At 41.7% G+C, this 20,019-nt stretch carries 12 protein-coding genes; 1 reads left to right on the top strand and 11 read right to left on the bottom strand.

Going from position 1 to position 20,019, the window contains the following annotated elements; all coding sequences use genetic code 11:
* The 6 genes from recB to J5O05_RS16965 form a co-directional block, all read right to left on the bottom strand.
* Positions 1–3,549, bottom strand: a complete 3,549-nt coding sequence (gene recB, locus J5O05_RS16990; RefSeq protein ID WP_208843076.1) for an exodeoxyribonuclease V subunit beta — start codon at positions 3,547–3,549, stop codon at positions 1–3.
* Positions 3,536–6,802: an exodeoxyribonuclease V subunit gamma gene (gene recC / locus J5O05_RS16985; protein WP_208843075.1), complete on the bottom strand. Its 3,267-nt coding sequence runs from the start codon at positions 6,800–6,802 to the stop codon at positions 3,536–3,538. Before recC ends, recB begins: the two co-directional genes overlap by 14 nt.
* A 66-nt stretch (positions 6,803–6,868) precedes the next feature.
* The gene (locus J5O05_RS16980; protein WP_208843074.1) at positions 6,869–7,894 is read right to left on the bottom strand and encodes a GGDEF domain-containing protein; all 1,026 of its coding nucleotides are present in this window, start codon (positions 7,892–7,894) and stop codon (positions 6,869–6,871) included.
* Positions 7,895–8,072: 178 nt separating this feature from the next.
* Entirely contained in the window at positions 8,073–9,887 is a 1,815-nt protein-coding gene (locus J5O05_RS16975) for an EAL domain-containing protein (protein WP_208843073.1), read from the bottom strand.
* Entirely contained in the window at positions 9,838–10,119 is a 282-nt protein-coding gene (locus J5O05_RS16970) for a hypothetical protein (RefSeq protein WP_208843072.1), read from the bottom strand. The genes J5O05_RS16975 and J5O05_RS16970 overlap by 50 nt, the downstream gene beginning before the upstream one ends.
* Before the next feature lie 189 nt (positions 10,120–10,308).
* Complete coding sequence (locus tag J5O05_RS16965; RefSeq protein ID WP_208843071.1) at positions 10,309–11,346, bottom strand: alkene reductase; 1,038 nt, start codon at positions 11,344–11,346, stop codon at positions 10,309–10,311.
* A 132-nt stretch (positions 11,347–11,478) separates the two neighbouring features.
* Between J5O05_RS16965 and J5O05_RS16960 the strand changes: the two genes are divergently transcribed.
* A complete protein-coding gene (locus tag J5O05_RS16960; RefSeq protein ID WP_208843070.1) occupies positions 11,479–12,069 on the top strand; it encodes a TetR/AcrR family transcriptional regulator in 591 nt (196 codons plus the stop codon).
* A 207-nt stretch (positions 12,070–12,276) separates the two neighbouring features.
* On the opposite strand, the gene J5O05_RS16955 is transcribed toward J5O05_RS16960, so the two are convergent.
* The 5 genes from J5O05_RS16955 to J5O05_RS16935 form a co-directional block, all read right to left on the bottom strand.
* Positions 12,277–12,531, bottom strand: a complete 255-nt coding sequence (locus tag J5O05_RS16955; RefSeq protein WP_208843069.1) for a hypothetical protein — start codon at positions 12,529–12,531, stop codon at positions 12,277–12,279.
* A gap of 59 nt (positions 12,532–12,590) precedes the next feature.
* Entirely contained in the window at positions 12,591–15,404 is a 2,814-nt protein-coding gene (locus J5O05_RS16950; protein WP_208843068.1) for a TonB-dependent receptor domain-containing protein, read from the bottom strand.
* A gap of 1,030 nt (positions 15,405–16,434) precedes the next feature.
* On the bottom strand, positions 16,435–16,671 hold the full coding sequence (locus tag J5O05_RS16945) for a hypothetical protein (protein WP_208843067.1): 237 nt from the start codon (positions 16,669–16,671) through the stop codon (positions 16,435–16,437).
* Between the two features lie 511 nt (positions 16,672–17,182).
* A complete protein-coding gene (locus tag J5O05_RS16940; RefSeq protein WP_208843066.1) occupies positions 17,183–18,880 on the bottom strand; it encodes a TonB-dependent receptor domain-containing protein in 1,698 nt (565 codons plus the stop codon).
* A 40-nt stretch (positions 18,881–18,920) separates the two neighbouring features.
* Positions 18,921–20,018 (bottom strand): TonB-dependent receptor plug domain-containing protein, encoded by a 1,098-nt coding sequence (locus tag J5O05_RS16935; RefSeq protein WP_208843065.1) that lies wholly within the window; start codon positions 20,016–20,018, stop codon positions 18,921–18,923.
* Position 20,019: the final 1 nt, after the last annotated feature.

Below are 20,019 nucleotides of genomic sequence, written 5' to 3'. Positions count from 1 at the left end.
TTAACCCTCCCCCTCAACAAATAGTGCGTCAAATTCAGCCAAATCTGAGCTTGTGAGTCGATTGAAATAAATCCCTTGGTTATCCGGTAACGCACGCAAAAACAAATAGAGCGAACCGCCTAAATGCGTGTCTGGGTCATAATCCGCAACTCGAGATTTAAGCAAGCGGTGGAGAGCCACTGTATAAATGATGTATTGAAGATGATATTGGTGGCTATTCATCGCAGTTTGTAGATTTTCAAAATCATAGTCAGCAGGACTGTCACCCAAATAGTTAGATTTATAATCCAAAACAAAATAGCGCCCTTGCCATTCGAAAATTAAATCGATAAACCCTTTCAGTAGGCCCTGTACCTCATCAAAATGAAGATAAGCAGAGTGCCCAGTGATCCGAGTTAAGAGCTGATTGAGTTTCAACGCCGTAAGTGGTTTTAATGGCAGATGAAACTCCATCTCAACTAAACATTGCGCCATCGTAAGCTTTTGCAGCGAAAGCAACTGCTCACCGTCAACAATCAATGTGGCGTTCAAGCATTGCAGAATCCACCTAGACGTTGTTTCTTGCCATTTCTCATCAATGGCATATTTAGCCAGACATTTCTCTACAGCTTCACTTAACGTGATTTTTTCGCCACTCGGTGTATTCGGCGCATTAAAATCTATTAGCTCGAAAATTTCATGTAGGCAACTACCTGCTTTGGCACCTTTAGGAAATGTGTAACTTGATAGTGCGTCATCAGCTTGCGCGGGTAAATCTAGTAGGTGATTTTCATCTATTGCACCGGTAGGCCTTTCATCAGAGCCAGTATGGTAAGTGAGTTGACTGAAACTGGTTGAGCGCCAATTCCGTTCAACCAGACCGCCAAATTCTCTTACGGCTAGAGGCGTTTTGCTGCTGGTTTCAGCCGGTAACATGACCACGTCGATTTCCCCCTGCAACATACGCGACGTTAGGCCCTGCTCTCTTGAGATTGTGTCTAATGCTTGATGCCATTCATGTGCAGCAGAAAATTCTCTGGCTCCAAACAACACAAAACCAAGCGCAGTATGCGTTATCGCCAATTTTTTACTGCGTCCCATACCGACGTTAAACAGACCGATTGAACAATGGTGTACAGCTCGCGTTAACGCAACGTATAAAAGTCGAATATCTTCTGCCAATCGCTCTTTTTGTGCAGCGGCTAATGCCGCGTCTGATTTAAGAAGGTCAACGAAAGTCTTGCCATCTTTGTGGAACTTCGCTTCGTCGGTTTCGCGATAGCTTGTTGCAAACGGTAAGTAAACAATTGGATATTCTAACCCTTTCGACGCATGCATCGTTATAATCTTGACTAAGTCTGCATCACTTTCTAGGCGTAACTGCATTCCCTCGTTAGCAGTATCGGCAAGCTGTTGATTAAGCCATCGTATAACTCGATGTGTGCCTTCCAGTTCTAACTGTTTTTGCTGTAGGAGTTCAGCTAAATGTCTATAATCCGTCAGAATTCGTTCCACATTGAAACCTCGGGTTGCCCAAAGTCTCGGGAGCGCATTGTCGACCAATAATAACTCCAGCATCGCCATGGCCCCTTGGCGATCCCAAGACTTCCTTAACAAGAAGAATCTATCTAGGTAATGTTGCCAAGCTCGCTCGTCTTGTTGGAGATTGTAAAGCTCTTGATGAGTTAGACCAAATAACGGGCCAGCTAACACGCCTCGGATCAGCCCTTCGTCATATTTACCGTGTAGTACGGAAACAAAGTGATATAAATCTCGTGCAATTGGTTGGTTGAATACGCTGTCTCTAGAGAGAAAGACACTACTGACACCGACGGCTGACAGAGCCTGCTTCATTGCACCGGCTTCTTGTCTATCGCGAACCAAGACACAAATGTCACTTGCTTCAACAAATTTGTCGCCAATTCGAGCATGACCATGCTTCGCTTTACTTAACAAAGCAGCGATTTCTGTCGAAAATGCTTTGGCTAATTGCGGTATAGCAAAACTTTTAGCGGTGACATCAACGTCATCACACAATACATTAAAGGCCAAAGGAGAAGGTTTTTGTCCTTCGATGGTCAAAGTATCTGACTCTGATTTTCCTTGCGCATCTACTTTTTGAAAAGGAATATCTCGGTTAAAAATAAAGCTGTCTTCATGCTGAGTAAAAACCGCATTGACGGCATCCACAACGGCCTTGTCTGATCGGAAATTTTTCGCAAGTGTAAATTGTCTTTCCCCATCAACGGTATGCTTCGCCTTGATATAGGTGAAAATATCCGCACCGCGAAAGCCATAAATTGCTTGTTTGGGGTCGCCTATCATCGTCAATTGTGGCAGGTCATTGACTTCCGCGCTTGAGTTGTAGATAGCGTTAAATATGCCATATTGAATGGGATCGGTATCTTGAAACTCATCAATAAGCGCAACGGGATATTGTACAGCAATATTTCTTGCCAGTGTCTCGCCAAGCTTACCATCCAGTGCAAAATGCAACCTTGTTAACAAATCATCTGGTGTTAGGATCCCAAATTTTTCTTTTTGACTAATAAGCTTCGCGCGAATAGCCACCAGCGATTCTTGCATAATCGCAATAGGTAGCTGATGTTTAACGATATGGTGCAACTTTGCAAAATGATCAAATTGTGCAGTCAGCGCATGCTGAAATGGTTGCCCATTTTTCTTATAGATTTCTGGCTGAGAAACACTCTCTGTTGACCAAGTTTCAAATGATTTGTGACTTGAGCCAAACTCGAACCACCAATCTGTGCTGGTAATATATGACTTTAAAGCACTCAGATTAGCTTTGTGTTTAGGCGCTTTATTTCCGCTAATGTCCGATGCTTCAATCGCTTCAATGAAGCCTTGTTCAACGAGGGCTTCTTTAAAATCAATAACGTCATTTCGATAAGTCGTTTTCGCCGCGAGGACTTCTGACAACGTCACTACAGGCTCAAGTACAACTGAAGCGTTACTGATAAAAGGTGCTACCGCTTTTAACAACTGAGCAGGGTTTGCAAAAACATCAAGAATGGTTTTCGTTTTTTCCAAATCTAACGGGTATACAAACTGACGCCAGTAATCATGAACCGCTTGTTCAATAAGCTCTCGTTGATCCAAGATAAATTGCTGATTAAATGCAAGATTGGACTCAAAAGCATGCTGTTTCAACATTCTCTGGCAGAACCCATGAATAGTAAAGATAGCCGCTTCATCCATACTTTTCGCAGCCGCATCCAGTAAATCAAAGGCTGCATGCTTATTCTCTATGCGCGACAAAATCTCATTGATCAGCGCATCTTTCACTGGCGCACCTATGAGAGCATCCCTTGCATCAACAATGCGCTTTCTAACTCGGTCTTTAATCTCTTGGGTTGCAGCATCGGTAAACGTAACAACTAATATTTTATCAATCGATAGTGGTTCAGCTCCCTCACCGGTAGCGCCATACATACCCAGTAAATAACGCAGATACAACCCCGTAATAGTGTAAGTTTTTCCGGTGCCTGCACTGGCTTCAATGAGCGCATGGCCGGTAAGCGGCATAGTAGACGGATTAAGCACTCTCATGTTCAATCACCTCACAGACAGCAAGAATCGGTTTCAATAGATCATTTGCAAGTTCAATAAACTCGCTTTCGTAGGCTTGCAGCACTTCACCAAAACACAACCTCACGTAGGGGTCTTCGCAATCTCCGCGACCAATGTATTGACCTCCTTGATATTTCTGGATTGCTTTTCCCATGTCTTCCGATTGTGCGAATATTAAAGACGAGGTTGGGAAAAAGGGCTTCGGCGTTTTCATTGCAGACAAATAAAATTTAAGCCAACGCGTTAATTCGAGCATGGCCGCTTTAGCATCCAATGGCTTAAATTCGGCGCGTTCATCCAATCCCACGACACTCGTTGTAATGGCTTCATTTAGACCACAAGCAACACAATGCCAAATAAATCCAGCAATGAGGTCTTTCGCTTTAATGGATGCACTCCGATAGAACACCTGCTGACGCTCATAAAGTGAGGAGAGCCACCCTTGCAATTCAACGCCCTCTATAGATAACGTTACTTCTACTGGTTCTTTAGAGTTAGCAAGTAAAGGTTTGAGAAAGTTGGCTTGACGTTCAACTCGTTGATGCATTGTGGTGAGTTGCAACTTGCCAACGTTAGACTGTGGCAGTGCACCTCGTTGCAACCACTGCTCATCGTCGACGTGTTTTCCTTCAAGCATACATTCGAGGAATTCGCTCAAGTATTGATAACGCGATAAAGCATCTAACGAAAACGGTTCATCATCACCATCTAAATCCTCAATTTGTTGCAAGCGAACACCCAGAGTTTGTTGATAAAACAAGGCCTGAGGGTTTAACACCCCTCGAATGAGCTGGGTAACGTCAAGTTGAGGCAAGGCAATTTCCGATAACACTTCTTTTAATTGTTCTGCTTCATGTTCACTTTGCTCGTGAGTGACAAGCCAAGTAGGGTTATAACTATGAAACTCGCCTTGTTGATAGTGCAACGCATTAAAAGGTTGAAGCGGAGCTTGCTTCCAAATAAATTCACTGACGGATTTAGCCTCCTGCTCAACATAGAACGCTCTGTCTAAGTACTCTAATAACTCGCTAACAAGCACCGAAGGCACCTGGAACTCGTTATTGAAGCAAGAACGCCCGTTGAAACTAATGTAAAACTTGTCTCGTGCACTTAACAAAGCTTCTAAGAATAAGTATCGATCATCTAATTTTCGTGATCGGTCACCTTTTTGTCGAATGGATTTCGCAACCAAGTCAAACCCTATTGGTTGGACTTGGCGAGGGTAATCTTGATCATTCATACCAAGCAAGCACACAACTTTAAAGGGAACTGCCCGCATAGGCATAAGCGTGCAGAAGTTCACTGAGCCAATTAAAAATCGTTGACCTACTCCTTTTTCGTTAAGGCCTTGTTGTACTAAATAAGTTAAAACTTTTGGCGAAATTGCATCGACATAATCACGATTACTGTAGTGACTTTCTAAGCCATCAATTACGTGTTGAATTTGCAGAATATCCCAACTCGATTCCGAGTCCGGATGGTAAAAAACACTTACAATACCAAGTAGTACTTGGGCTTTCTCGGCAAGAGAAGCTTCAAGTGCCAACGCACTTTTCGCTTCAATAAGTGCGTCGACGAACGCAATGAATTTGCTGAGCGTGTTAACTGACATGCCTTCAACTTCATCAAGGCCAAAGACACCATTAAACTCAACAGTTTCGTCTGCCATCGCATAACCAAGGAGCAGTTTGTTAAGTCCTAATTGCCACGTATTCAAATCAAGTTCTGGTAACTCAAATTCTTGTTTATGTTGGCCATCTATACCCCATTTGACCGCGGCACGATCTAGCCACACATTCAGTTGTTCAAATTCTTCTTGCTCGATGCCAAATTGTTGTGCAATCGGCTCTACCGATAGAAGGTCCATAATTTCGGACCGTTTAAAGCGACTAAATGGTAAATTAACTAGCTGCAAAAACGACTGCAAGATCGGTTTTTCTTGCTCCAAAGAGAGATCCGCAATTGCATAAGGAATACTGCGTTTGCCACCAGCTCCGCCAAAGACCGCTTCAATGTATGGGCTGTAACTACCCACGTCAGGCATCATCACGATTATGTCTTTTGGTGTCAACGTGGAGTCTTGTTCTAAACAGGACAGCAAATAATCGTGAAGTATTTCCACTTCGCGAAGAGGTGTATGGCAGTCTTGCACTCGGATAGAACAATCATCTTTCTTTATTTCAAATCGACCTATATCGGAGACGTACCAATCAGGCTCTTGTCCTATAGATTGTCCTTTGAATGCCAGTTCATATATTTCCCGTTGCACATGACCTAATAATCCATTGTCAAAATCAGCAACAAATCTATCTAACCATGTCGCATCGAGTGCCAAAAGTTGTTCTAAATACTCTTTGCCAAGTTTACCCCAAGAGCTCAAAAGAGGATTACCAACTTGAAAATACTCGTCAATCCCCACATCGAGATTAGGCATCTTTGCGTACTTCGCCTTAATCTTCGCCTGCGTTTTTTCGTCAACCAGATCGCCCCAATATGAATCTGAGGGATTAAAAAAATAGAGTAGTACGTCGATACGACTTGCAAGTTGATTAATAATTTCAAGTTGGCTAGGGGGCAGCGCTGAAATACCAAAAACACTGATACGTTCTGGGAGTTTAGCTAACGGGGATGTTGCAATCGCATCGAGTAAACTCTGATGCATGTTTGCTCGATGCCATGGACTTTGTCCGAGATTGGCGGTGTGAGAAACCAATTTGCGCCATAAATCAGGTTGCCACGGAGCGCTTTCAACATCGGTATCATTTAACTCATTAATACCACTTTCCCATATCTCTAACCAATTCGGGCGGTACATTAAGTATTGGTCGAACACGTCTGCGATTTTTTCACTTAACATAAACGACTTCAAACCATCTTGGTCGTCTTCTAAATAACGCGCAAGCGGCTCATAAAGGGGATCCGATAAACATGCTGGTAAAATAGCGCTAATTTTCCACGCTAAGTTCGGTTTATTAAATGCCGATTCGGCAGGAATATTTTCAAGTAATTGTTGGTAAAGACGCCAAATAAAGCTTGAAGGGAGCGGAAAATCAATTTGCGCCGCGACACCAAGGTCTTCACACAGACCGATTTTCAGCCACTGCGACATACCCGGAGATTGAACAAGCACAACTTCTTTTTTAAATAACGAATCTAAGGGTGCATGCTTAATGACGGCGTTGAACTGAGTTTGCAACGCTTCCATTCGGTTTGACTGAATAATACGCAACATGTTGTGTGCCAAGCTTTTTTATACTTGGCACTAGTGTAAGCAATTTACAGTTAAGACGGTAGCGGTTTAAAACAAGTCGATGTCAGACTGCTCTTGATTCGATTGTATTAAATCCTCAGCCACTAATTCATCATAGAATCTTAACTGATCACGACCATGATCTTTAGCGTAATACAGCGCTTTGTCCGCATTCTCGAGTACCGTAATTGGGAAATCGTAAGGGCTGATTGGTGACATGCCCACACTCACCGTAAGCGCTTTAACAAAAGGGAAATGTGTAGTTCGGATAAGCTCCATAAACCCTTCCATTTTGGCTTTGATCGCCTCGTAACTTGTCGGCTCAAAAACCAAAACGAATTCCTCGCCACCAAAGCGGAACAGCAGGTCTGTTGCTCTAAAATACTGTTTCATTTTTTGTGCAAGTAACAGCAAGACTTCATCGCCACAGACATGCCCATAGGTATCGTTCACGCGTTTGAAATGGTCGATGTCCATAATAGCAAGCCAAGAACAGGCTGCCTGGTGCTTTTTACGGTTGTCCTCATTCCAAACTCCACGATGCTGTTTAAGAACTTGCTTTTCAATCAACTGTTTTAGTTTGCTTTCAAACGTTTGGCGGTTAAGTAAGCCAGTTAATTTATCGCGTTCGTTTTCATTTAGAATCGTAAGGTAGTTTTCAAAAATACGGCAAAACGCATTGAGCAGCACTTGATCACTACTTTTAAGTCCTTTACTGACAATCGCTATCGCGCCAACAGGCTTGTCATGTAGATTGATGGGAACCCATCTACGCTCGACACCATCATTAGATTGTACAGTGATAATACAAGCACTTTGCAAACAACTCAGAAGTTCAGGGGGCGGATTTTTAATTAACGTACGTTCACCCCACTCAAACTCACTTTTACCAATCAACTTTAGCGATAAACTGAGTTCGACGGTAAGCTCTCCTGGCACCTGCAAGTCTTTAAAAACAGAAATTTCATCACAGCCAATAAATTCCTGTATCGTTGATATCAAGCTGTATTCTAACGAGTCAATATCACGATTTTTGGTTATCTTAATAACGGAGTTAAGTAGTTCTTCTTGCATAGTGACCTACCGCATAAGGCACGGATTTATAAGCTTTCAAGCCAAGGACTATATCATTTATGTGTATCACAAACGACATTCGTCCACGAATTATTGTTGCAACAATGCTTTGGGGTCGAGACGGGTGAACAAGCCAACAACCTCACGCCATATAAAAGCATCGCGCTAATGCTCTTCATTATTCCCTAACTATACTCTCTGAATCCCGATTAATGAAATCAATCGCTTCATTTAGCGGTAGCGCCTTTTCAAAATACCACCCTTGGATCTTTTCTATACCGAGACTTTTTACATATTCGTATTGTTTGTGACTTTCAACCCCTTCAGCAACAAGCCGATGTCCTTGATCATGGAGTAACTTAACCACATTACTATATAGCGTAAAGCCTGAGCTTGAATCACACCTATCGAGAAATTGCTTGTCTAATTTCACTAAATTCACCGGTAAATCAGCCAGCATAGACAGACTTGAATAGCCAGAACCAAAATCATCCAGTGCTGTTTCTATAAAATGTTCACGTAACTTCTCGATATGGTGGATAAAATTAACTCTATCACTTAAATAACTCGATTCGACTACTTCAATAATGAGCTGTTTAGGGTAACGCTTAAAACGACGTATGATACGATTTACAATGTCGTCTTTTAACAGACTATCAGGATGTAGATTAATACTTATGCAAGGTTTTAAGCCAACCTGTTGAAAATGTTCTAAATCTTTTGCTGCTGTGTCAATGACCCATAAGTCAATTAACACTGACTGATGGTGAGCACCGAGAACATCCAGGAAATACGGTCCCACTACATTACCGTCTTTTGTTTTTAGCCGTAATAACGCTTCAAATCCACAGCAAGTGGTTGTTGCACTGTACACCTGCGGTTGGTAATACAGCATTAGGGTCCCTCGAGAGAGTTCAGTAATAACCGCTCGAATCTCCTTATTTATGTGCCCTTGTTCTGATTGTCTTGCGATATACTTTGACTCTTGTTGCATATTGAATGCATTCGTTAACGCAAGCTGTTCCGATAGCTGCTCCAACGACTGTTGGTAATTCACTCGATGATGATGCCAGCTCAGGAATGGGTAATAAATTGCGGTGTTAATCAGTATCAAAAAGCCCTGCAAAGCAACTGCGTGCCAACTATTTCCGACAATCCAACCGTTTACGAGTGTCGGTGTCATCCAACTAATTTCAATGTCATTAAAAGGGATCCACCCTGCATCCAAAACCCAGTAAGCGACCACAAAATTAAAAATGGGTGTCAGAAAAAAGGGAATCATTAGAATTGGATTCAGAAAAATAGGAAGACCATAGAGAATAATTTCGCAGAAGTTAAACACACTGAACGGAATTGATAAAAAAGCAATGTGCCTTTCATGTGACCTTTTCGGCAATAACATCGCGGCTAAGACCAACCCGACAAAACACCCTGTTCCTCCAATTAACACAAAGGTATCATAGAACGTTTTTGCGCTTATCCCTGGTAAAATATCTTCCGTTAAAAAACGACTGTCAAAAAGTAAATTATACGTATTGTCGCCGTGTACACCGACAAACCAGAAGGCATGAGACAGCAGCATACGCTGTGCGGTCAATTCAACAACACTTGAATCTTTCATGAGCGATTGCAATACCGCCGCGATATACAAGCCGATTAAATCAAGTAGTGGCAGCCAGAGGAAAAAACTAAAGAAAACGAGAGAGAAAGGTAGCAGCAACAGTAACTTTTCTTTAAGAAATGGACTGACACTGCCAAGCCAAATCGGAAACTTCGGTGACCACTTTAACAATGCTTTAAGTTGGATGCTGCTTAATATAGGGATCACGATTGAATAGGCGCTTGCGCCTTGATAGTTGACAATGAAATTCCCTTCGAATTCTGTGACAAAATGCCCATGTATTGCGAAACACAAAAGTGCTAATAGCCCGCCAACGATGCCACTAGTTCCATAGTTTTTGGACAGAAAAAAACCAAGAGAAAAGCTCACCATGACGGGAAATAAAGCGAGTATGAGACTCAGCCCCCTGCTTTACGCGTGAGACGACTCCACTGTCGCTTTGATACCAGCCAAATGCTGTTACTGTATTGAGAAGAAGAATGGCAACCGCACTACTGACAAAGTAAGGAAGTAAAGCAATAAATGCTTCACGCACTGAGAGTATAAAACGGCTCTTAAGAAACTGGTCTACCGTACTAAAAATTGAACGGATAAACTTTTTCAATGGACAACGCTCATACAGCTATTACCTCTGAACACTTAATGTAATGGCAAAAAACCAATTTCGCCCCTTTCAACGGAATGAAATCGCTAGTTAATTGCAAGCGATACATCCGTGTTCAAAAATCATCCATGCTCGTGTTCAGTATAATAACTGCTAGAACGTTATAGCAAAAAATTTACAACTTTATTATTAAACTAGTGAAGTTAGCATTTCATCAGAGTAAGCAACAAGTTCATCGCCACGTTTTGCTTTTGCTATTAGGTCTGGGTTTGCAATAAATGGGCGACCGATTGCGACAAGATCAAAACGCTTATCTTCAATCGCTTTAGCCCCAGATTCAATGGTGAATCCACCAACACCAACTAGCGTCCCCTGATAAACTTTGCGCATGTAATCTGAAACTCGGCCATCTAAGTAATCAAACTCCATGCCGTCGTCAAATATACCGACATGCAGGTATGCTAATTTCACGTTGTTTAATTGTGCAATCAGAAAATCAAATACTTCCCTATCTTGCTTATCCGCCGGCATATTGAAGTACGCGCCAGGCGACAATCTAAGTGCCACGCGATCGTGCCCAATCGCAGACGTTACTGCATCTACAACTTCTATAGCAAATCGCGCCATATTCTCAGGTGAACCGCCATATTGATCAACGCGCGCGTTGGAAGCATGGTGTAGGAACTGATCAATTAAATAACCATTCGCACCGTGAATCTCTACTCCATCAAAGCCTGCCTCGATTGCGTTTTTTGCAGCAGTAGCATAATCAGATACTAACTGTTTAATTTCTTCAACCGTAGCTGCTTTTGGTGTGACATACTGTAAATCTCGCATACGCGGAACTGTGCCTTCAACACCGATGGCAGATGGAGCAATGACATCGCCACCAAAGAAATACGGGTGTGCTACTCGTCCAACATGCCAAAGTTGCGCGAAAATCTTGCCACCTTTTTCATGGACTGCTGCTGTAACCTTTTTCCACCCTTCTACTTGAGCCGCTGAAAACAAGCCAGGCGTGTTTGGATAACCTTGTCCATCTGGGCGAATGATAATCGCTTCACTGATAATGAGACCTGCATCCGCCCTTCTAGCGTAATATTTTGCCATTGCATCAGTTGGTACTAGATTGTCACCAGCCATACACCGTGTAAGCGGTGCCATCAAAATATGGTTTTGTAGTTCAATTGATTCGTTTAATTTAAATTTTTGAAACAGTGTATTCATAAACTCGGACTTCTTTATTGAATGTACGTTCAAGATATTTTATTTTGAATGTTCATTCAAGTTCTTTTTTTGAATAAGCAATCAACTTTGGTTATGATGTCCATAAGTTAAACTTAAAATCACAATTGAGAAATGAGAACCGCTGAATTCGACAGAACTTTTGTGCTGCGCCAAGCAATGATGACATTCATGCAGTTTGGCTATGCCAAAACCAGCATGCAGAAATTAACAGAAGCGACCGGTCTGCACCCAGGTTCCATTTACTGTGCATTCAAGAACAAAAAGGGACTACTTCTTGCCTCAATCGAGCAGTACCAGATGGACAAACGTGAAAAAATGCAATCGCATTTCGAACAATTTACGTCCATCAAAGAAGGTTTGAAGGCGTTTTTGTCAACTATCGTGTTTGACTGTACTCAAGAAGAATGTACAAAAGTGTGTTTACTAACAAAAACCTTGTCTGAACTTGACGGTCAAGATGATGAGGTGAGCAGCATTCTTTCTAAAAATATGCACCAATTTGAAGAATCAATCACAGCGCTCATCGAAAAAGCGGTAGAACTTGGTGAATTACCTGAGACGACAAATGTAACCGCCAAATCTCGTTTTTTAACGATGGGGATACACGGTTTAAGAACGTACGCGTATACCAATCCAAATGTAGAATGTTTGTCAGAACTTGCGGATCAGCTTGCGGATTATGTGTTTCAAACTTCTCGTTAAGTTGAAGCACGAGTCCAACGGCGAAAAATAAATCGCCAAATCACAAAAACGACCTGTTTAGAAATGTTAAAAGAGAGCACTGCTCTCTCTTTGTACTTCAAAATTGCCCAACATCCGTTATTTCGAAATTGAAAAGTCTACTTTTTTTATTTTAGACTTCTAGACTCAATCAAAATTGATTTAACAGTTCGGGTTAGTCAATTTCGCTTAATTTCTGCCAGTCACTTGCTCGGTTAGAATTCCACTTTGAGACTGCCTAAGCGCTTCTTTTGAGGCCTCGCGTGCTTCATCTCGTTGTTTCTTAGTTGAACATAATTTAGAAGGAATGGTTGTACCAAGGCTTGACTGCTTTTCACATCGAAACCCCTGATCCGATTTAACTGACGCTGTTTTGTTCGTGTTAGCGCAGCCGGCTAAGACACTTACACTCAACATAGCTAAAAGAATTGTTGCTTTTTTCATCGAAATATCTCCTTTTCAAAAAAATAGGCTGCAATGCAGCCTATTTATCAAATCAATTCTTAGAATGTGTATTCTGCGTTTACGTAGAATGTTCTTAAGAATTGGTCATAGTAACGGCCTTCATAACCAACTAAGTGACCAGCTGGGTCGCCAAGTGACAATGGAGGCTCTTTATCAAAGATATTGTTCACACCAACAGAGATAATCGCGCTTTCAATACCTGTGTAATCCAACTTGTAGTCAACCGTCGCATGTGAAGGGACGTCGCGTTGAATTGTTGTAGACGCAAGGCTACCGTCTTTGTTGTAGTATGGGAATGCAATTGAACCAACACCAACAGATTTTTCAGCGTCTGTCCAACCAGATTTATACTTCCAACGTAGGGTGTGAGCAAAATCACCGTGCGTGAACACGTTTTGGATATTAATAATGTTACGGAATACAACCGCATTATCAACGCCGTAACGGCCTAAGCTCGTTGCCCACTCGAATGGAAGTACACCACCAACAGTGTATTCTTGCTCATCGATGTATGTACCTTGAACCGTTGTCTTAAGAGTACCTAAATCGAAATCGTTACGGTATGTTACTTTCCAGTCATAACCAGCAGTAATAGACTTACCGATGTTGATTGAGCCTTGAACAAGCGCAAGAGTTTGCGATGTAGAGTCAGAACGGTCTGGCTTCACAACAAAGAACTTGTCAAATAGTTCACGATTTTGGAACATAAACGCTTCGTCTGGCGTCTGTACCATGTCTTCGATTTCTACTTTCCAGTAGTCTAATTCAAGAGACAACTCTGTCGATGGTGAATATACAAAACCAATTGAATGTTGCTTCGACGTCTCAGGCTTCAGATCTTTGTTACCAAGTAAATATACATCATATTGCATATTATCTGGTGGACAGTACTGAGCACGAGGGTCACTTGAAGGAACAGGACAGTTGTAATTATCTCCTGTTACGCCCCACGCTGATAATGGACGCGCAATTTGAGTCATTGTTGCAGCTTTAAAACCTGTGCCATATGACGCACGGAATACTAAGTCTTCTGTTGCTTCGTAACGTAAGCTAACTTTGTATGTTGTGTCTGACTCGTCTTCGTTCACTTTACCAGCACTGGTCAAGTTATCTTCAACACCACCAATGCTGTCATAACGTAGAGCCGCATTCATGCTTAAATTCTCAAGAATTGGAATTTGTAGTTCAGCGAATGCACCGTAGCTTGAACGCTCTAATTCATAGTCGAAATCACCACCGCCGTCACCGAACTGCGTGTCAGCAACATTTTCTGCAGAACGAGTTAATGCATAAGTATTATTACGGTATTCAACACCGTAACCAATGTATGCATCACCTGCTGGTAATTCAAAAATAGGCTGAGAAGCACGAATATCGAAAGACAAGTTTTCGGTTACTGTTACGTCACTATTGTGACGCCATTGTGCCGCTTCTAAAGCATCGATACTCGCTTGATCTTGAGCAAATTCTTCTGGTGTTAAGAAGATATTTACGCGACCACTGCTGATAGCGTCAACAAACTTGTCTGCGTAGAAGTAACCGTTTTTAACGTCTTCTGTACGTGTACTTTTTGAGTACACTACCGCAGTATTAAAGTCGATAGTATCAAATAACACACCGTCCAATCCAAGAATTGTGTTGTACGTTTCTGTGTTATATTCACTCGAGCGGTTACCACCTGGAAGTGCACGCCATGTAGCGCGGAAACGTGTTGCGTTTGCAGCTTGCTCTTCAGTTAAGTAAGGTTTTACGTAGTTAGTGTAAAGTACGCTATCTAGTGGAATGTTGATAAAACCAGTTGGGTTAGGTGCAATACGTGGCGTTGTTGTGTAATCAGTGTAAAGTGCTGATGCGAACGCTTTGATATCGTCGTTTACTTTGAATTCACCTTGTAATACGAAAGATTTACGGTCGTATTCTGGGTAAATTTCTAATGTGCTAGTAAAGTCGTACGAACATAGCGGGCTGTTCAAAGTCGCATTGTTATCAGCGCATTGACCATTTTTTGCTAAGTAAGGGTTTAACTGAGCTAACTTAGATACTTCTTTACCATCAACTGTCGTTTTGTAGTCAACGAACGCGTTTGCTGGAATCGCGTTTGAAGAACCGTTGATGTCGTAATAGTTTTGACCATCGTATTCAAACTCAAGGAAACCTGTTTTAGCAAATTCACGTGCTGTTGATTTAAGTGCAGAACGCTCATCATAGCTAAGTGATGCAACAAGGCTAAAACCATCTGCATCATAATCGCCAAAACCTGTCGTAATGCTAGCAGAATATGACTCTGCGCCACCACGTGGTTGATCCGTGCGAACTGAAACTGTTGTTTCAGATACTTCTTTCTTAAGAATAAAGTTGATAACACCAGCGATAGCATCTGAACCATATAGTGCTGACGCACCATCGGTTAATACTTCAACACGTTCAACTGCTGCAATTGGAATACTGTTTAAGTCAACAGAACTACCCGAGCCTGAAGGAGCTAGACGACGACCATTTAATAATACTAGCGTGTAACCGTCACCGATTGAGCGCAAGTTCGCAGTCGCAACACCTGCACCACCACCGCCTACTGATTGAGCTGGCGTAGTAAAACCTTGCATTGATGGAATTTGAGAAATCAACTCAGGAACACTTACTACACCTGTTTTTTTGATGTCGTCTGAACTGATAACACTGATTGGAAGCGCACCTGCAAGGTCAGTACCTTTGATACTTGAACCTGTTACTTCAATACGTTCAACTTTTTCAGCTTCGTCAGCAGCGAATGCTGACATTGAAGCAACTGAAGCAGACGCTGCACCAAACATAAGTGCCAAACGTACCGCTTTAGATACTTGATTGTTTAACATTAATTATCTCCCTGAATAATTACGTTATAGTAATTAAATATTATTAAAACCCGCTTAGTGTTTTACTCCAGCTAGAAGAAAAACAATTTTATTAATTTATTCACGAGCGAAACCGATACTAAACCCGAACACACTCAACAGTCAACAACCATAAAAAATATAATTAATCACCCACACACAACAACTTTTCATTTATAACCCATTGTAAATACAGCTTTTGAACAACACGCACATGCCATTAACAAGGATACAAAAAAGAAACAAGTCATATTATTTAACATATTTAGATCAATATGGCCCACTTTTAGATACGTGCGAAATCATCAACAATCCGAAGTTAACATAGGTTTATTTAATGTAAAATACTATTTTACCCCCAATTTGGGTAACTTTTTATTTAAACAATTAAAGTACATCGACACCCCCTAAAGGTGCACTTTTTATTGATATTTAATGATTTATATTTACATTGGAAACACTCGTAAAATGCACTTATCACGGGCTAATACGAGTAATCATCAATCATGTTCAATTTTGAGAATCAAACTTAAAACTAGAATTAAACCTTATAAATTCAAAACATTACAAACATCCTCCATTCCTGAAAATAACAGAGCACCAAAAACACTTTGCTTTAATGAGAGGTGTATAGCTTTGGAGATTGCGTATCTTGGGGATCCAATGAACTCACAGGAAAGAACATGTGCTAGCCAACAAGCTTTTCATTAACAAATGTGGCGGATGTAAGATTGACGATGGTGTCGTCGTAATTTGACACTGTATTGGTAAATGTTGCCGTCCTACACTTTGCTTAAAATGTAAAGTGCTAAAAGAATCTATTTGCTTAAAAGAAAGTTAAGAGGTCACGCATTTGATGAAGGAACGATCGAGTGGATTTTGGGGTTAGCTGTAAATTTCACGTTTTCATTATGAAGTGAGGCGAACTATACCGCACAAAATTCTTAACAAAAAAAGGGGGCCTCAGCCCCCTCTTTTGAATGTAAATTAATTACCGTTGACTGTTCTGCGTTCACTTTTCATATAACGAGCAGCTTCCTCTTCGTCTTTTTTCATCTGAGACTCGAGTCTTACAAACTCGCTTTTTCATGTGAGAACCGACTGAGGCACGTGACTCACAAACAACATCATTATCAGCCATCTGCGTATTGGCTTCTTTGCCTTCTACATCAGATTGTGCCGACTCTGTGGAAGCACAACCCGCTAAAACACACAAACTTAGAGCAGTGAACAAAGTTTTCAATTTCATTATTTTTATCCTTACTTGTATTCATTTCACTAAAGGCCTGAGTTAAAAATGTCGGCCTTGCAATCCCTAAACATTACCAATTCCAAAATTAGCAATAAATTCATACTACGCCAGTGAAACAGAAAGTCAACAAAAGTTAACCAATAAAGGTACGCGCTTAAAATAGTTCAAAAATAGCCTATACTCTCGCGAGCACAATATTTTTCTTACCCGTTTTTTAGAAACGCTGTCTGTTAATGATGTTCATACTTGAACAACCAGCCTATTTCGGCTAGAAACTGGCTGTTGTCGCTTCAAAAATCACTTTTCATCGCTTTTACTCAATCCCAACAGAGAGACCTTCTGTTATATGTAGCTCACGCTATCGAAACGAATCAAGATGTCATTGATATATTCCTGTCAGGAATTACCTAAGAGGTGTAACTAAATAAAATACAACTCAGCAATAAAATCTAGGCAATAAAAAGGCCAGCAATGCTGGCCCTTTTCAGTTAACTTCTAACTCAAGTGATTAGAATCTGTAATCAGCTTGTAGGTAGAATGTACGACCGTATACATCAGCATAACGTGGGTCGAAACCAACTTGGTGACCAGCACCACCTGTACGTAGTGACATTGGTGGTTGCTTATCTAACAGGTTGTTAATACCGAACGTAACTGTTGTGTTATCGTCGAAGTTATAAACTGTTTGATAGTCCATTAGAGTGTAAGAAGGTACACGTAGTTGTACGCTTACACAGTCACCAAACGCATCAACCAATGAAACCGCACAGTCATCAGCTGATTGGAATTGGTCTTGGTAGCCAGACTTATAGTTTAGACGTACAGTGTGAGCGAAGTCACCGTGGCTCAACGTAGAAGAAATCTGTTGAGTCAAACGGAATGTAACTTCTTGGTCGTCACCAAAACGGCCTAAGCTAGTGATCCAGTCGTCAGTTGTACCTGGACGAGTATATGTACTTTCGATTGTGTAAGTACCAGACCAACGAGTCTTCAATTGACCGAACGATAGGTCGTTAGTCAAATCAACACTCCAGTCAACACCTGAGTATTTTGCACTACCTACGTTAGCTGAAGATTGGATGATTGCCAATTCTTGGTCACCCGTTGCAGCATTTGTACGTGTAGTAAATAGGTCGCGGTAACGAACTGGATCTGCGAAGATTTGGTCTTCAGTTAACTGAGTAACACGATCTTCCATTTCTACTTGCCAGTAATCAAGTGTGATACCGAAGCCAGTAGATGGAGCGAAAACGATACCAACAGTTGATTGCTTAGACGTTTCGAATTTCAGGTTTGTGTTACCTTTTTGGTATACACCGTACTGTACGCGGCCACCTTGCTTATCAGGACATGCTTGATATAGCGCGTCTGATGGGCTGAATGGACATACATAGTTACCACTTGTTACACCGAAATCAACTTGTGGACGTGCGATTGCAAGTAGTGAAGGTGCTTTGAAGCCTGTACCGTATGAAGCACGTAGTAATAGGTCTTCAGTTGCCTGCCAACGAGCACTCAACTTGTATGTGAAGTCGCTGTCACCTTTACTGATTTCGCCAACTTCACCAGTGTAGTTACCAACTTGAGCAGCATCTACGCCTGAGAAATCATCGTAACGACCAGCGATGTTCACTGTTACGTCATCGATAACTGGCATATCAAGTTCTGCGAAGATACCCATTTGTGAACGTTGTAGATCGTATGAAGTACCAGCTTCTAAGAATAGTAGTCTAGCTTCTTGGTTTGCTTCAGATAGTGAGTTTTCATACGTGTAATCACGGTAATCAACACCAGCAGCTACGTAAGCAAGACCACCTGGAAGATCAAATACTGGCATTGAACCTTTGAAGTCCGCGCCTTTCATCGTGATCTTTGTATTTTCCCAGTTACCGTGGTAGATAGCTGGAGCTAGCGCTTGACGGCTTGCATCGTCAAGTTCTTCGTTAGGAACAAATACGTTAACCGCACCAGTACCGATAACGTCTAAGAACTCGTCAAGTAATAACCAACCTGTTGGGTAGTTTTGATCTTGATCGCTCACAGAGTAAGTGAACGCACCTTCCCAATCGATTTCGCCAGTTAGACCACGAAGACCTGCTACGATATGTGTCGCAGTTGTTTCGTACTCAGTTGTACGGTTACCAGCAGGAAGTGAACGCCATTGAGCCTGAACACGGTCAATAGACGCGATTTCTTCTGCTGTCATACCTGATGGTAGGTTAGCAAGAACTTCATTCTTAACAAGATCAGAGACTCATATCAAGGTTGAAGAAACCTGTTGGGTAAGGAGCAATACGTGCTGTCATTGCTGTTTTTGTGTACATTGCAGTAGCAAAACCAGTTACGTCGTCAGCAACATTGAACAAACCGTTTAGTACAACGCTGTCCAATTTGTTTTCAGGCACTAGTTCGATTGTAGACGTGTAGTCAAACCAACATGCAGCACCGATTGCAGATGTGTCTTGTGCACAAGCACCAGTTTTGTTTGCATATGGGTTGTAAGTAGTTTGAGTTGAAACTAGCTCACCATCAGCGTTACGTGTTTGGTAACGGATACGCGCGTTACCTGGAATAGCGTTACCTGAACCGTTGAAGAAATAAAGTGGGTCAGCGAAATCTGGGTGTTCAAAGCTTAGGATACCAGTTTGACCAAATTTACGTTGTTTTGCTTTTAATTGCTCTTGGTCTTCATGAGTGAATGCAGCAGTTAAAGAGAAACCGTCACGGTCTAAATCACCAAAACCAGTAGACACGTTGAAAGTGAACGTAGAACCACCGTCTTCTTGTGGACGGTCGTAACGAGCTGAGAAAGTAGTTACATCAACGTTGTCTTTAAGAATGAAGTTAACAACACCAGCAATAGCGTCAGAACCGTAAAGTGCAGATGCACCATCAGTTAGAACCTCAACTTGCTTGATAGCAGAAACAGGGATTACGTTAAGGTTAACAGTACCGCCTGACGTTGCAGGAGCAATACGGCGACCGTTTAATAGTACAAGCGTGTAAGATTCACCGATATCGTGGATTGAAGCAGTAGAGATACCACCACCACCGCCACCTACTGAATCAGCAGATGTAGTGAAACCTTGCATTGCAGGAAGTTGTTGGATTAGGTCAGTTACGTTAGTAACACCAGTTTTTGCAATGTCAGCTGCACCGATAACTTGAACTGGTAGTGAACCTTCTAAATCAGTACGTTTGATTGCAGAACCTGTTACTTCAATACGCTCTACCTTTTCTTCTTCGGCACCTTGTGCTGCAGCACTTGCAGATACCATTGCGGTAGAAGCCGCACCAAAAGCGATCGCTAAGCGAACTGCTTTTGTAATTTTATTGTTTAACATT

The organism is Pseudoalteromonas xiamenensis (genome assembly GCF_017638925.1).
Taxonomy (GTDB): Bacteria; Pseudomonadota; Gammaproteobacteria; order Enterobacterales; family Alteromonadaceae; genus Pseudoalteromonas; species Pseudoalteromonas xiamenensis.
This window is presented reverse-complemented; position numbering and strand designations above follow the sequence as displayed.